The following is a 14,455-nucleotide window of genomic DNA, read 5'->3' as shown; positions in this document are numbered from 1 at the left end:
GGCTTCGGTTGCGGCGGGGAAGGGGAAGGTTTCGAAGCATGCCGTTTTGATATACCTTGGCGTATTTCCTCCTAAGTTGCTTCCTGTCGCAAGCGCCCATGTTACAAGTATTTGGCTTGAAAGAACACCAAGTATATGAGGAGAATAATAGTAGTAATATGCTGGTTACTTATATCAATGAGAACCAAATAAAAGTTACTGGTACCTCAGCTTTAGATCAGATTAGAAACTATACTATAATCACTGATGCTAAAAAGAGAGAACTTCCTATATTGCCACATCAGATTGCCTCTAGTTTCTTTGCTGCCGAGATACACTCGGAGAGCATAATCACCAAGAATAATATTTTGAGTAATGAATTAATTTACACGAATAGGAATGATGCCAGCGTAAAAAATAAAGCGGGAGTAAGTTACGCTTCAGAGTATACCTACAATGATGGCGGCTACCCAATAAGCTGTATTAAAACTTTCCATGAAGGTTCCATTGAAAAGATCACCAATACCTATTCAGTGAAATAATCACGATCAGATATAGTAAAGGCCCTCCTCCAAAACCGGAAGAGGGCCTTTTTATTTGATGAAAGTTAACATAGCCTATACCAATAGCACTTTCCTGTAGATGATCAGCTGATCCGGTTAAGTCACAGACAGTCCGCCAAGTGCAATTAGACGCTAATTGGGCTGAGCATAAGGGGAATGTGATTTATAGATAACTAGAACTAATAGTATAATTTGTTATGTTTGTCAGGATATGTTTTTTATTCAATCCAAATTTTTAATCCCATGAAAACAAAACTGCTCTACACCCTTGCCGTGTTGTTTTTGTTGGTGTCCTGCTCCGAAAAAGACAGCCCACGCCCGGAGCCTGAGCCAATAAAAAAATACCTGCTCTACAAAAAGACTTCGGATATAAGTCTGGCCGATGGCACCACAAAGACCATTAACTGGGACTATATCTATGACAAGGATAACAGGCTAAGCAGAATAGACGCCATGTCGAAAAGAGGGGCAGAGTCGACCAATCTTGGTTCCATTATGGAGCACGACGATAGAGGCAGACTGACGCTGGTACGAGATCAGACAGGCCGAGACGTGCGCTTGTCATATGAAGGCAACAATAACCTCCCATCTATGGTGCGTGTGCTCGTTGAAGGTAAAACCCCTATCGTACACCTCAACAAATTTAACACGCTTGGCCGACTGACAGAGCAGAAAACCTACGCCGGAGAGGTGCTGGAAGAGAATTTGCAGGAAATCCTGACCCTGTCTTACGGAAAAGCCAACCAGGTGAGCCTGCGACGTACTTCAGCTTCAGGCCAGATATACCAGGAAGCCATCACAACAACAGATGACCGAAACAGACCAACGCCTGTCTACCCTGACCATGTTTCCATGAATTCCATCAGCTCGGAGATCTCCATCGAAAGCCTGATCACGGAGCACAACGTCACTGCTTTTGAGGTTATAACAACTTATTCCGGTGCCGTGGACAACAGCTTTACAAGTACCTATACCTATAACCAGGACGGCTACCCTACGGCTTCCACCAGAACCTACAAATCAGGAGTTGTTGAACGAATCACGTATGATTACCTGGTGAAATAAATTCACTTGAATGCAGGTATACAAAAGGCCCTCCTCCATAATCGGAAGAGGGCCTTTTCTTTTCACAACTCAGGCTATATCTTACTCCTGACTAATCAGCAAGCCCAAATACCCCATCCTTGGCCTTTTTCATTTCACCCTCCCAGGTACTGGTTTAGCGGGTAGCGGTGCCAGTGTTGGTTTTCACTGCTTTAGGTATCACATCATAGGTTAGGCAGAAACAAAAAAGCCTGGCACCCTACGGTGCCAAGCTTTTCTTCACTGGGAAATTACATGTTCTACGAAGGGCCTCTGTGTATCGTTAGGTTGCCCCCGTGTTTGCTATTGCTTATTCATTCCTGTCTCTTGCGACAGTAGTAATGTTATTGTTGGCATCAATGGCGATATCATATTCGTAACACTCGCTCATCGGTACGTTCTCCACATACTCCACCTTATCTACCGTTACGGTGAAGGTAACCGAGCCTGCATTGTAGCTTCTGAAATCTGATGTTGCGCCTTTGGGTACATTGTTAAGGTTCTCGGTACTGCCGCCGGATGTTTTAATCTGGACACTCGCTACATCGGAACCATTGTTGATGATTCTCGCTCTCGGCTTCTCTCCGTCACATTTGTCACAGCTACTCAAAGTCACTACAAAAAGCAGCAGCAACATCAATAAGGGGATTCGTTTCATGAAATAATTTGGTATAGATTTCCTACTCCTGTGGTTTTTCGGCCTTACCCCGTTTTTTTATGTGATAACTGGTCTTCACATTTATAATGCAACCTGCATATAGTCCAAAAATTGCTTTAAGTAAGATGATATATGATATTTTATCTTACAAGCATAAACTAAGGACCTGATTGCAAATTACGCGCTTAAACATAAGCTATGTGGCTTTCAAATGCAAACCAGTGTGAGGGAATTGTTTTGCTATTGCATTAGAAAAATTCAATAATGCAAAAATATAAGGTTTTACCTATATGGGAGTGTCTTTAGCAGTTTAAGCTGGCAGTGGTTGAGAGAGGTGCTGATTATAATGCCCATCACATTTATGCAGGTTCACTGCCCTGAGTTGACAACACTTTCCGTAGCTTGCTTATCCCAACGGTATCTATCTCTTCTCCTTCCCCACATACAGCACGCAGTTTAACTATGATGTCCGGATCATTGACGAACATACGATCTTTATATACACCGCCCTGAAAGAAACGGCAATACAAACGATCATCACTGATGAAAGTAAGTACTACCAAATCGCACTCGCATGTATCAAGCTTGCTTAAAAACTCAACTAGTTCATCCATGTCTTCAAGACATTATATAGGTTGATCTACTTTACGCAGGTAAGGGCAACAATAATGCTATGTTAATAACTTTAATTGTAAATAATCAACGTCTCCTAACTGGCAAATATAGGAAGCAGCAAATTATCAGGAATAGAGTAATTTGCTGTTTACTTACTCCTGACTAATCAGCAAGCCCAGGTACCCCAGGTATAACAGCAGGAACACAACTCCCTCCCAGCGGGCAAGTTGTCGGCCTCTGCCCGTGAAGATAAAGATGAACAGCAGCAGACCGGCACCGATGTTGAAGATGATGTCGGTGAAGGAAGCGGCGCTTACCTGCAGTGGCGTGATGACGGTTGACACCCCCAGGATCAGGAAAATGTTAAAGATATTGGAGCCCACCACGTTGCCGATGGCGATGTCTACGTTTTTCTTGCGCACCGCTACCACCGATGTGGCAAGTTCCGGCAGGGAAGTACCTACCGATACGATGGTAAGGCCGATAATGCGCTCCGACAAACCGAAGGCCTGCGCTATACCTACCGCACTGGTCACGATCAGTCTGCCGCCCAGTATCAGTCCGCCCAATCCGAGCGCAATAAAGAAGATCGCCTTCAGATAAGTATAGTCCTTGGTTTCACTTTCTTCATCATCCTCGTTTCCGCCTTTCGCGATCATCAGGTTGTAGACCAGGAAAATACAGAAGAAAAGCAACAGCAGGAGTCCGTCGGAACGGGAGATCAGATTAGCCTCGGCACTGTCGAGGAACACGTCGTTGGCCACAAAAAGAACCGCGACCGCAGCCAGTAAACTCAGTGGTATTTCGAGCCAGGTGGTGTTGCGCTTTACCGTAAGCGGGTAGATGACCGAAGAAACGCCCAGGATGGCCAGCACGTTGAAAATGTTACTTCCCAGCACGTTGCCGAGCACCATTTCGGTGTTGTTGTTGATGGATGCAAACACGTTCACTACCAGCTCCGGCGCCGATGTACCGAAGGCCACAATGGTGAGGCCGATCACAATGTTAGGTATACCCAGTTTTTTTGCCAGACTGGAAGCGGCGTCTACAAGCTTGTCGGCTCCAAAGATCAGGGCGACAAAGCCTGCCAGCAAAAGAAGTATGTTCAGCATTTGATTTTAAAAGTTCTTGCCTTCGTGTGATGGTATGAGGATACGAAGGTAAAGCAATTTATGGAAAAGACTTCAGTCCCATACTACCCAGGTAGGATCCGGCGGCCATGATCAGGCAGGAAATAAACACTCCGATACTCACAGACAACAGAGCTTTGTTGCGCTCGATCTTCAGAAAGTAAGCCGCCAGTGTGCCCATGTAGGCGCCTGTGCCAGGCAACGGGATCATCACAAAGACCATCAGTCCCCAGAAACCATACTTCTGTATGTCGGCACCTACGCCTTTTTTGGCGCGTCTCCCCAGCTTGATCACCCCTTTTTTATAAGTGCGATGCGGCCAGAGTCTTCTGTTGAAGGTCTCGATGAGCCAGGCGAGCATGGGGAAAATAAGCAGATTAGCAACAAGACCGACTACAAAAGCCCAGAATAGAGGCATGTCGTTGAGCACGGCGTAAGGTATACCCGCCCGCGCCTCCCCGAATGGGGAGATGCTGAGCAGGAAGGTATAAATAAGTATTTCTAACATAAGAACATGGCCCGTAGGGCACTGAATGGCGGCTTATTTAAAGAAGAAGTCCAGCAGTTCCTGCTGCATCACCGGATTGATGGCCACAGCCAGAATAACTGAAATGATCAAACCGATGGTCACCGACAACACATCTTTCCCGATCAGTCGGAAGGTTTTGCCAAAGGCCGCAGAAGAGTCCTGCGCCCGGATACGCATCCCCAGTTCGCGTCCCGCCAGCAAGCCCACGAATACCCAGGTGGTACTCATCGGCATGTTGTTCAGTTCCTTGAAATAATAGAGGATCAGGGCATACACCAGGTCAATGATCGTAGCACTCCGCACATCCCGCACTTCAGATTTTTCGTTGATAATGTGCTGGATTTTGTCACCCTTCATGTAGAACAGGAAACCAAGTCCCAGGAAGATGAAACCCGCAAAAGCCAGGAACTCGAAGCCGCCTAACTGACGCGGCAGGTATACGGCAATGTTCGCCAGGTCCTGCACCAGCCAGATGTACCACAAAAAGCCGCTGATGAGCCACTGCGCCACCGTCCAGAGCACGTGCGCCTCGCCTTTGATAAAGCGCTTGATCACTTTGGAAAGCAGCAGGTAGATGACAAGGGCCGATAGAAAGGCCAGCACATAGCCCGCCAGACTTTTGTTGATCATCCCGAGCACCGTGGCGCTGGTTGCGGTGAACACGCTGAGCAGCATGAAAGTGGTGGAGACAGGTATACGGAACCGCGTCAGGAGCAGCAGTACAATGGGAGAGGCCAGCTGCAGGTATACGAAACTTTCGGGCGCCTTTTCAAGTCCCGGCGTGGCCAGGCGTTGGTAGGTCACATCGCCGTCGAACGCATACCAGCTGTAAGTCACCGTACCCAGAAAGATAAGTCCCATGAACAGCCACTGCCAGTACCACTTTTTGTCTTCGTTGGACACGATAAAGGTACCGATGGTCTGGATACTGTCGTTGGCGATGGCTGAATAGCCGGCGAAGGCGAAGCCCACCCACATGGCAATGTGCGGGTAGGGGTATACCATACCTGCCATGAAGAGCGAGAAGGCGATAAAGTAAAGGAACTTCTTCTCTTTCTGGAAGATAAGGTCAAACTGGTTATAGCGTTTCCTGAATTTATAAGGCTGAAGCGGCGCCAGGTGCGGCCTCTTTTTTTGCGTCTTTGTCATCTGAAAAAACGTGAATTTTAAAATTTAAGGGTGTTGCGTTTGTGAATGAAGACGCTATGCAGGTACTTCTTCCTGCTTCTTTTCTAAAAGCTCCGGATTGGTTGTCTCCACCAGACCTGTTTCCGGCTGCAAATCAAACTCACCTTCCCAGCGGGCCACCACGGCCGTTGCCAGACAGTTGCCGGTCACGTTGATGGAAGTACGGGCCATGTCCATGAGCTCGTCTATACCCAGAATGGCGAACAGCGGCCAGACCGGCAAGTTGAAGGACGCGACCGTACCGAGTAAAATCACGAGTGAGGCACGCGGCACGCCCGCCACGCCTTTGCTGGTGAGCATCAGCGTGAACACCATCAGCAACTGCTGTTCCCAGCTCAGGTCTATACCTGCGGCCTGTGCCACAAACACGGCGGCCAGTGCCAGGTATAGCGTCGTGCCGTCGAGGTTAAAGCTGTAGCCGGTCGGCATCACAAAAGCCACAATGCGGCGCGGAACTCCCAGTTTCTCCATTTCCTCCATGGCCCTAGGCAGCGCTGCCTCCGAACTGGTGGTCGCAAAGGCAATGGAAACCGGACCCGAGATTGCTTTGAGGAAACGCACGATCGGGATCCGGGCGATAAGGGCAACCGGTAAAAGCACCAGCAGCACAAAAGCCAGCAGCGCCACATACAGTGTAGCCAGCAGCTGGAACAGGTTCACCAGGATACCGAAGCCCATGTGGCCCACTGTGTAGGCAATAGCAGCACCCACACCAATCGGGGCGAAGTACATGATGATGTTGGTGAACTTGAACATGGTCTCAGAGAGGCTTTCGCAGAAGTCGAGCATGGGCTTGCGCTTCTTCTCCGTAACCATGGCCAGTCCGATGGCGAAGATCACACTGAACACCACGATCTGCAGTACCTGTCCCTCCGCAACCGACTTGGCAATGTTCTCCGGGAAAACGTGCAGGATGATGTCGGACCAGGTTTGCTTGGCTGGTGCCTGAATCTCCTCAGTCTCGGCTATACCTGCCATGTTGATGCCTTCGCCGGCTTTGCTGATGTTGATGGCAGCCAGACCGATGAACAAGGCCAGGGTAGTCACGATTTCGAAGTACAGGATCGCTTTCCAGCCCATACTGCCGATCTGCTTCAGGTTGGCGTGCCCGGCTATACCTACCACCAGGGTGGCGAAGATAAGCGGCGCAATGATCGTTTTGATCAGCTTCAGGAAGACCTTACTCAGCACGTTCAGGTGCTGGGCTACCTGCGGAAAATCATAGCCGATCTGGGCACCGACCACCATGCTGATCAGGATCCAGGTAGTGAGGTTACGCTTTTGCAAACCGTAGAGCAGCAACACGGCGGTGCCGCCCCAGCGAATAACGGTGAGTGCTTCCGCTGGCAGGGCGATGACTTCATACTGCTGCAGGACAGTGAGGATGGCGGCTATGCTGATACAGATCAGGGTTACCAGTGGCAAAAAGGCCTTGTTCATAAATTAATCGTCTAAAGCTTTTGTGTAATTAAATCTGAGTGGTGCTTTTTTTCGACAGCCGGTTTTTGAGGGCAGCCACAATAGGAGGGGCCATCGACAGCACGATGATCGCCAGAATGAGGAGCGAAAAATGACGCTTTACTGCCGGCAGGTTTCCAAACAGGTAGCCCATCAGCATAAAAAACACCACCCATACGATCGCCCCAATGATGTTGAAGCTGAAAAAGCGCCTGTAATTCATCTTGCCCACCCCGGCCACAAAAGGAGCGAACGTGCGGATGATCGGCACAAAGCGTGCGTAAATGATCGTGCGTCCGCCATATTTTTCGTAGAACCGCTGGGTCTGGTCGATGTGTGTGCGGCCCAGAAACCAGAAGTCGCGCAGGTATATGCGGCCTCCGATCTTGCTGCCCACATAGTAGTTGAAGGAGTCGCCCAGAATAGCGCCCACGATCAGCAGCCCCATCAACAGCAACAGGTTAAGGCCTGAAGCAGGTATGGCAGCCAAAGCGCCGAGTGCAAACAGCAGCGAATCTCCCGGCAGGAAGGGCGTCACCACCAGACCAGTTTCGCAGAAAACAATAAGAAACAGGATGAGGTAGATCCACTGCTGGTACTCCTGCACCAGTTGCACCAGGTGCTGGTCGATGTGCAGCACAAAATCTGCCACGTAATAAATAAAGTCCATCTAAAAAGGAGCTATTGTTACCGGGCCAGCCTGCTATTTCTTCTCATCCTTGTCCTGGATGGACTTGTCGAGCTCACTCTTTATCTCGTTGGTGGCATCTTTGAACTCGCGGATGCCACGACCCATGCCACGGGCAAGTTCAGGTATGCGCTTAGCACCAAACAGGAGCAAAATGGCAAATATGATGATGGTTACTTCTGCGCCTCCCAGGCTGCCGATGAAGGCAAATATTCCAATATTAGTCATGATTGCAGTGATGTTAAATATGATTTTAGAAATAGAATGACCCCTTCGCAGACTTTGCTGTGCGACGAGGGATGAGACGCTTTACTAATCGTAAAGGGCCACAAAAGCTGCTTTGCAATTGCTGGCAGCAAACAAAATAGAAGTTAAGAATGATGAAAGGGCTGCGAAACAGCCTTGGCTATACCTGTTGGTTCCAGGCTAAGTATTTGAACTCTGGCTGGGGTAGGGTATTGCCGAAAGAATGGGGAAATATAAGCCGCCTAGGGAGCTTGGGGCTGACTAGAAGTGTAGAAAAACTGGCAAAAGAAGTTGTCGCCGGGAGCCCGCGCTGCATAAGGCGGGATGGCTTTCTGGCTTACAAACCAGATCGTATGCGTTTTGCTAACAGTGGCCGCAGGCTGAAAGCTAAAAGTGAGAGTAGCTGTTGTTCCTTCCTGGGCCAGGTAGAGCAGCCCTTTCTGTAAGCCTGTCAGATCGTTGTCAGTACTAACTGATTCGTCTGGCGCTAGACCTGCCAGACTGCTTTGGGCTACTTTGGCTGTATCAGCGGCATAGGTTGCAGTGCTTGAGAGCACGATGGCCCAAAGCAGAGCAAGCGACATCAACAAATGTCTCAGAATGCGGTATTTAGGCTGAATCATGGCCATAAGCAACCGCAAATATACTACTAATCACAAAGAAGCAAGTGAAGTCGAACTATTAATTTACAGCCTGTATTTTGTCCTGTTTATTTCGGTCTCGCCAGCTCTAAAACCAAAAAGCCTGTTCCAGTAGAACAGGCCTTTCCATGGAAATACACGATTACTTTTTCCGGGCTTCTATGATCAGTTGGTAAGGGCCATACTTGTGCTGCGCTTCGCTGAAACCATCGGCATAAGGACCGAAGGGATGGTCGATCGGTTTTTTGGAAATATCCGGCCAGTCCCGACTGATGTCTTTCTTCGGGCGCGGCATGGAGTTTACATAGGCGGCCAGGTCCCAGGCTTCTTCGTCGGTGAGCAGCGGGCTGTCGTGCGTAGCACCCAGCGGCATGTTGGCTTTCACGTAGCGGGCAAAGGTGGATACGCGGTACAGACCGGCGCCGTCGTTGTAGCTGTCGTCGCCCCAAAGCGGTGGGTAAATGTATTCCGGGTTGCCGCTTGATTTCATGCCCTGTCCGTTATCGCCATGGCATACCTGGCACTTCTGTGCATAGATGGCTTTGCCCAATACCGAACTGGCGGCGCGGTCAAGGAAGGCGATTTCGACAAGGCCTGCACCTTTGGGAGATTCATTTGTCGTGACGCCCGTACCTACCCAGTTGATGTACGCCACCATGGCCCGCATTTCTTTGGAGTCTGGTTTGGGGGCCTGTCCGTTGAGGCTGCGCTCAAAGCAATCGGTCACACGCTTCACCACATCCTCTTCGGTGCCCGAACGGGCTCGAAACTTGGGATAGGTGGAGGCCACCAAGGAGTAGTTGTTGCCGAAAGGTTTTGTGCCAGCGTCCAGGTGGCAGTTCTGGCAATTCATGCCGTTGGCGATCTGCAGTACGCTGCCCTCCGGACCGAGATACTTTGCCGTGTGTGCCACCATTTCGCGGCCATACCGGATCTGATCGCCTTCGGGAGTGGCGGGCAGGGAGGCAAGGTTCGGAGCCTGCCACATGGCTTCAGCGGGCTGCGGAGGAACTGCCGGAGTTGTAGACGGCGTGCTGGTATCGGTCAGGGTTGGTAAACGGACCTTTGTGCCGGTGAGCTCCAAAAACATCACGATGCCCAGCATCAGGATGACCGCAACCGCACTTAAGCCAACGACATTGGAAATCTTCAGTAGAAAGCCGACAACTTCATTTTCTTGATTCAGATTCATAACAGCACAAAAGTTTAAGGTGAGTAGGAATCAAGTTAAGCTATTGCAAATCAGAAGTATGTGATATTTGTCACACGAGCGGTTAAAGTCAAGATAAAACTTTGACGACCGGGGGTAAGATGGAAGGGGTGTCTTTGTCTGAGACATCTAAAAAAAGAGCTCAGGAAAATTTTCTCCTGAGCTCTCTGCTTTTATCTGAAGGTATAGTCGACGTTTGGCAGCTGCGACAGTACCGGGGCTGGCAAGTCGAGTGCTTTGGCCCGGCCGTCGGTCTTAGGGGCTACCGTGCCCTTCTCTTTCAGGTACTCTTCTATCACATCGTGGATGGTGTAGTCGAGCACTTGGGTCTCCACGGCATTCGGCATGCGGCAGAGCATGTGGTCAGGTTCCCCGCGACGCAGACAAGCGCCCATGGTGTAGAGTCTGTTCGGGTCGAGCGGTTGGCCGCCAACCGTAATCGACTGCACGCGCTGGCCTTTCGGGGCGTTGGCGTTAAAGGTCATTTCCATACCTGAGAAACGGATCACCCAGCCACCGAAACGCTCCAGCGGCTTCTCTGCGAACACGTTGTGCAGTTCCTTTTCCATCCAGTCCTGTATCTGCTTGCCGGTGGCTTTACCGATCTTCACATTCTCGTTCACAGGCAGCATGTTCCATACATCGCTGTAAGTGATCGGTGCTTTTCCTGTTTCGTCGGGCACGATCGGGGTGCTGAAACGGAAACCGTTGGAGATGGCAATGTCCACGCCCGTTTTCCAGCGCACCGCATCGGTGATCATGTTGTCCATTGGGTTTTCTACTACTAAGTAGCGGTAGAGTGGGGTAGAGGTATAGCCCAGCACGCGTTCCATTTTCTGCTTGTAAGGAGCCATCTGCTTATCCACGATTTGCTGCACTACCGGGTCGGCTGGGTATACGGCAGGGTCCACGTCGATCAATTCGTAGCGCTGGTCCACAATCTTGCCGTCTTTCACGTCCAGGTCGAGGCGGCCTACAAACGAAGCAAATGCGCCCGGCTCTACTACCTGCGCATATTTGCCTTGCAGCGGTTTGCGAATACGCTCGTGCGTGTCGTTACCCAGGATAAAGTCCACGCCCTTGATCTGCTCCTGATCAGCAAGGTATAGCTGCTTTGAAATGCCGAGGTGCGTCACCAGGAATAGGATATCCACGCCCTGCTCTTCTTTCAATTCTTTGATCAGCGGCTCGATATTGTCTTCAAGTTGTTTGAAGATCAGGCCTTTGCTGAATGACGGGTTCTGACGGATCGGTACTTCGGGGTCGTTGTAGGAGATAAAGCCCAGCTTCACGCCTTTTACTTCTTTTACGATATAGGGCGGGTAGAGCATGTCGGTGCTGGCCTCGTCGTAGATGTTGGCGCAGACCACCGGCTTGCCGTAGGAGGCCAGCACGTCGCGCATTTTCTGGCTGCCGAAGATCACCTCCCAGTTACCCGGAATCAGAAAATCGTAGTCCATGGCCTTGATCACGGGACCAAACACAGCCCCCTCCGAAAGGGCAGCCACAGCGCTGCCTTGTATCAAATCGCCCCCGTCCACGATCACAGTGCCGCCCGGGTTCTCGGCTTTCACCTGTTTGAAGATCGTCTGTATGTTGGCCACACCGCCGCGCTCTTTAAACACGAACTCACCGTTCTCGATGAACATTTCCTGGTGTGGCATCAGCTGACCGTGAATGTCGGCAGTTTGCAGAATGGTGATGGTTTCGACGCCTTCCTCCTTGGCGTGCGTATCCTCTTGCTGGGTTGTCTGGCAGGAGGTTGCAAAGGTGAGGCCGAGGATAAGGATGGCAGAGAGAAGCAGTTTAAGGTTTTGTTTCATGGTGCGGTTAATTTGTTAAGGTGACCACCTGTTTTTCAGGCTTCTTAACAAAGGTGACCATTCACAAACTGCCAGACAGTGACTTTTGTCACAGGCATGAGCTTTTACATAAACACACTTTCCAGCACATCGCCCACAAAAAAGGCGAGGGTGGCGGCCAGTCCGCCAAGCAGCAGCGTCTCAGCTATACCTGCCATGATGTTGCGCTCTGTCACAATACTCTTAAGAGCACCCACGATCGTCAGGGCTATACCTGTAAGCACACTGGAGTAAACGAAAAGCTCAGCGCCTGCTATACCTGAGTCCAGCCCGGCAAAAATATAAGCCAGCAGCGGGATGGAGCCAACCAGAATAAAACTGATAAAGGTAACCGAAGCTGTTTTGATAGGCGTTTTGTCGTCTTTGGTCATCTCCAGTTCCTCCTTCATCATGGTGTCTACCCACACGTCTTTGTCGGAAGTGATGACCTCCACCACTTGGTTCAATAACTCCCCTTTAAAGCCTTTGGTCGCGTATATTTGCCTGATCTCTTCTTTTTCTATCTCCCCCAGGTTATCTACTTCCCAATATTCACGGGCCCTGTGTCGGTCAAAGTTGTCGCGCTGCGCTTTGGTGGAGAAGAAGTTGCCGACCGACATCGAGAATCCATCCGCGATCAGGTTGGCCAGACCAAGAATGATGACCACCGCTATCCCCAGACTAGCCCCTTCAGCCCCTGCCACCACCGCGAAAGTGGTAATGGCCCCGTCAATACCGCCATACACGAACTCCGAGATGTATTCTTTCTTGAAGAAAAGTATTTTGTCTTCCGACTGTACTTCGTGGTGAGGCATGGGGGGTTTAGGAGTTTTAGAGTTTGGGATTTAGAAAGTTAAGAAAAAATTGGAATGATTTCATTTTTTGTAGGGACAGGTCGTGACCTGTCAGAATCGTGCACAGACTGGTATAGCACGAGCGAGTACGCTCGCGCCATAGCTGCCTAAGCCTCAGGTATTGTTTCCCTCTCTTTTTCTGACTCTACAAGCTGATCATCGACAACCGCCCGCTCCCGAAAAGGGTATACCTGTTGCTCAAAGAAAGACTTTGGATATTGCTCCACTTCCTCAAACCCCAGCTCAATATCACGTCCATCTTGGGGCATGTAAGCGGTGCCGAACAGGTAATCCCACACACTCAAGCTAATGCCATAGTTAGCGCCATATCGGTGGGGCATGCGCTTGGCGTGATGCCAGATGTGCATTTGCGGGTTGTTGAACAGATAGCGCAGCGGACCCAGCGGGATGTGCAGGTTGGAGTGGTTAAAGTGCCCGATGGCGGTGGCGAAAATGTGCACGAGAAAGAAGTCCTGAATACCGAAGCCGATCATGGCCAGCGGGATGTACTCAAGGGTGCGGTAGACCACCGTTTCGCCCCAATGAAAGCGAAGGTGCGCCGCAAAACCCATTTGCTGCACAGAGTGATGTACCTTGTGAAAGCGCCACAGAAAATCGGAGCGGTGCAGAAGGCGGTGCACGTTCCACTGAATGAAATCGCGCAGTACAAAGAGCGTGAGCAGTTGTGCCCACACCGGCCACGACTGTATCTCAAAAGCAATCAAATTCTGGATACCGAACAAACCCAGAAAATCATTAAACGCCTCTACGCCGATATTGGAAATGGCATTGAAACCGACCAGCGAGAACAGGAAAAAATTAAAGAACATGTAGAAGCCGTCGAGCCAGAAATCCTGCCGGATGACTGGCTGTCCCTTGCGCCACGGCAATATGACCTCTAGCAGCCAGAAAAACAGCGACAAGCCCAGCAGCCAATAGAAATAATTGCCCCAGCTTGGGTGCAGCATTTCACGCCACAGGTAGTTACCGTAGTCCGAAAAAGAGCTCGTAAAGATGTTCCAGTATTTCTCCATGTATACCTAAACTGGCAATAAATTTTGTATAGAATCTGTTGCTGCTGTAAGTATAAAAAAATAGCCAGCAATAAGTTCAGCGCTGGCTATTTTTAGCATGTTTATTTCGCCAGCCCCAGCAGGAACTCACGTACTTCTTCAGTATCATACTCGGCCATACCTTCCTGTTTGGCTACGATCTTTCCTTCCGGAGAAATAATGAACGTGGTAGGGATCGCCGTGCTGTAGAATTCTTGCGGAAACTGGCTGGCCGGCATGTATACCGGGAAGGTATACTTCTTTTTGTCTACAAACTTCTTCACCTTTTCCATGCCGCCCTCATCCACCGACAACATAACGAACGCCACTTTATTAGGGTCCATTTTTTTGTACAAGCTGTGGATGTTCGGCATTTCAGCTATACAAGGTGGACACCAGGTCGCCCAGATGTTCAGGAAGATAACCTTACCTTTCAGGCTTTCGAAATTCACGGTCTTGCCGTTCAGGTCTACCATCTTGAAACCTGCACCTGCCATGGGTGCTCCGGCAACTGTATACAATTCTGTCTCCGAGTTAGCGGCAACTTCATCTATGGCTGGCACATCCGCATTTTTGACACCTGTTGCCAGTAATAGGCGCTGTACTTGCCCGATGGCCTCAGTATGCAAACCCGTCAGGTATAGGATGCCGAAAATGCCCAGCATGACAGCCCAGCCAGGTATGTCTTTGATTGAAAATTTCTTCTTGTCCATGATATTA

At 49.9% G+C, this 14,455-nt stretch carries 16 protein-coding genes; 2 read left to right on the top strand and 14 right to left on the bottom strand.

Features of this window, described 5'->3' with window-relative positions; translation table 11 throughout:
- Nucleotides 1-98: 98 nt before the first annotated feature.
- Nucleotides 99-521, top strand: coding sequence for a hypothetical protein (locus BW972_RS10660; protein ID WP_143731992.1), 423 nt, complete (start codon nucleotides 99-101; stop codon nucleotides 519-521).
- A 264-nt stretch (nucleotides 522-785) separates the two neighbouring features.
- Nucleotides 786-1,607, top strand: coding sequence for a hypothetical protein (locus BW972_RS10655; RefSeq protein WP_076422075.1), 822 nt, complete (start codon nucleotides 786-788; stop codon nucleotides 1,605-1,607).
- 328 nt (nucleotides 1,608-1,935) lie between these two features.
- Here BW972_RS10655 and BW972_RS10650 read toward each other — a convergent pair whose 3' ends face one another.
- The 14 genes from BW972_RS10650 to BW972_RS10585 form a co-directional block, all read right to left on the bottom strand.
- Nucleotides 1,936-2,283 carry a hypothetical protein gene (locus BW972_RS10650; RefSeq protein ID WP_143731990.1) on the bottom strand — a complete coding sequence of 116 codons (348 nt, stop codon included), beginning with the start codon at nucleotides 2,281-2,283 and terminating at the stop codon, nucleotides 1,936-1,938.
- Between the two features lie 359 nt (nucleotides 2,284-2,642).
- Nucleotides 2,643-2,897 (bottom strand): hypothetical protein, encoded by a 255-nt coding sequence (locus tag BW972_RS10645; protein WP_007652905.1) that lies wholly within the window; start codon nucleotides 2,895-2,897, stop codon nucleotides 2,643-2,645.
- Between the two features lie 153 nt (nucleotides 2,898-3,050).
- Entirely contained in the window at nucleotides 3,051-4,010 is a 960-nt protein-coding gene (locus tag BW972_RS10640; RefSeq protein ID WP_076422074.1) for a calcium/sodium antiporter, read from the bottom strand.
- Between the two features lie 58 nt (nucleotides 4,011-4,068).
- Nucleotides 4,069-4,536, bottom strand: coding sequence for a COG2426 family protein (locus BW972_RS10635; RefSeq protein WP_076422073.1), 468 nt, complete (start codon nucleotides 4,534-4,536; stop codon nucleotides 4,069-4,071).
- 33 nt (nucleotides 4,537-4,569) lie between these two features.
- On the bottom strand, nucleotides 4,570-5,706 hold the full coding sequence (locus tag BW972_RS10630) for a hypothetical protein (protein ID WP_076422072.1): 1,137 nt from the start codon (nucleotides 5,704-5,706) through the stop codon (nucleotides 4,570-4,572).
- Nucleotides 5,707-5,760: 54 nt separating this feature from the next.
- Nucleotides 5,761-7,185, bottom strand: a complete 1,425-nt coding sequence (locus BW972_RS10625; protein ID WP_076422071.1) for a dicarboxylate/amino acid:cation symporter — start codon at nucleotides 7,183-7,185, stop codon at nucleotides 5,761-5,763.
- 28 nt (nucleotides 7,186-7,213) lie between these two features.
- Entirely contained in the window at nucleotides 7,214-7,873 is a 660-nt protein-coding gene (locus BW972_RS10620; RefSeq protein WP_076422070.1) for a DedA family protein, read from the bottom strand.
- A gap of 33 nt (nucleotides 7,874-7,906) precedes the next feature.
- Nucleotides 7,907-8,119, bottom strand: a complete 213-nt coding sequence (locus BW972_RS10615) for a Sec-independent protein translocase subunit TatA/TatB (protein WP_076422069.1) — start codon at nucleotides 8,117-8,119, stop codon at nucleotides 7,907-7,909.
- A gap of 260 nt (nucleotides 8,120-8,379) precedes the next feature.
- On the bottom strand, nucleotides 8,380-8,760 hold the full coding sequence (locus tag BW972_RS10610) for a hypothetical protein (protein WP_143731988.1): 381 nt from the start codon (nucleotides 8,758-8,760) through the stop codon (nucleotides 8,380-8,382).
- Between the two features lie 160 nt (nucleotides 8,761-8,920).
- Complete coding sequence (locus BW972_RS10605) at nucleotides 8,921-9,970, bottom strand: c-type cytochrome (RefSeq protein ID WP_076422068.1); 1,050 nt, start codon at nucleotides 9,968-9,970, stop codon at nucleotides 8,921-8,923.
- A 191-nt stretch (nucleotides 9,971-10,161) separates the two neighbouring features.
- A complete protein-coding gene (locus BW972_RS10600; RefSeq protein WP_076422067.1) occupies nucleotides 10,162-11,811 on the bottom strand; it encodes a bifunctional metallophosphatase/5'-nucleotidase in 1,650 nt (549 codons plus the stop codon).
- Nucleotides 11,812-11,915: 104 nt separating this feature from the next.
- Nucleotides 11,916-12,644, bottom strand: coding sequence for a VIT1/CCC1 transporter family protein (locus BW972_RS10595; protein ID WP_076422066.1), 729 nt, complete (start codon nucleotides 12,642-12,644; stop codon nucleotides 11,916-11,918).
- 146 nt (nucleotides 12,645-12,790) lie between these two features.
- Complete coding sequence (locus tag BW972_RS10590; RefSeq protein WP_076422065.1) at nucleotides 12,791-13,717, bottom strand: sterol desaturase family protein; 927 nt, start codon at nucleotides 13,715-13,717, stop codon at nucleotides 12,791-12,793.
- Nucleotides 13,718-13,818: 101 nt separating this feature from the next.
- On the bottom strand, nucleotides 13,819-14,448 hold the full coding sequence (locus BW972_RS10585; protein WP_076422064.1) for a TlpA family protein disulfide reductase: 630 nt from the start codon (nucleotides 14,446-14,448) through the stop codon (nucleotides 13,819-13,821).
- Nucleotides 14,449-14,455: the final 7 nt, after the last annotated feature.

It is taken from the genome of Pontibacter lucknowensis (assembly GCF_900156415.1).
Classification (GTDB): domain Bacteria; phylum Bacteroidota; class Bacteroidia; order Cytophagales; family Hymenobacteraceae; genus Pontibacter; species Pontibacter lucknowensis.
This window is presented reverse-complemented; position numbering and strand designations above follow the sequence as displayed.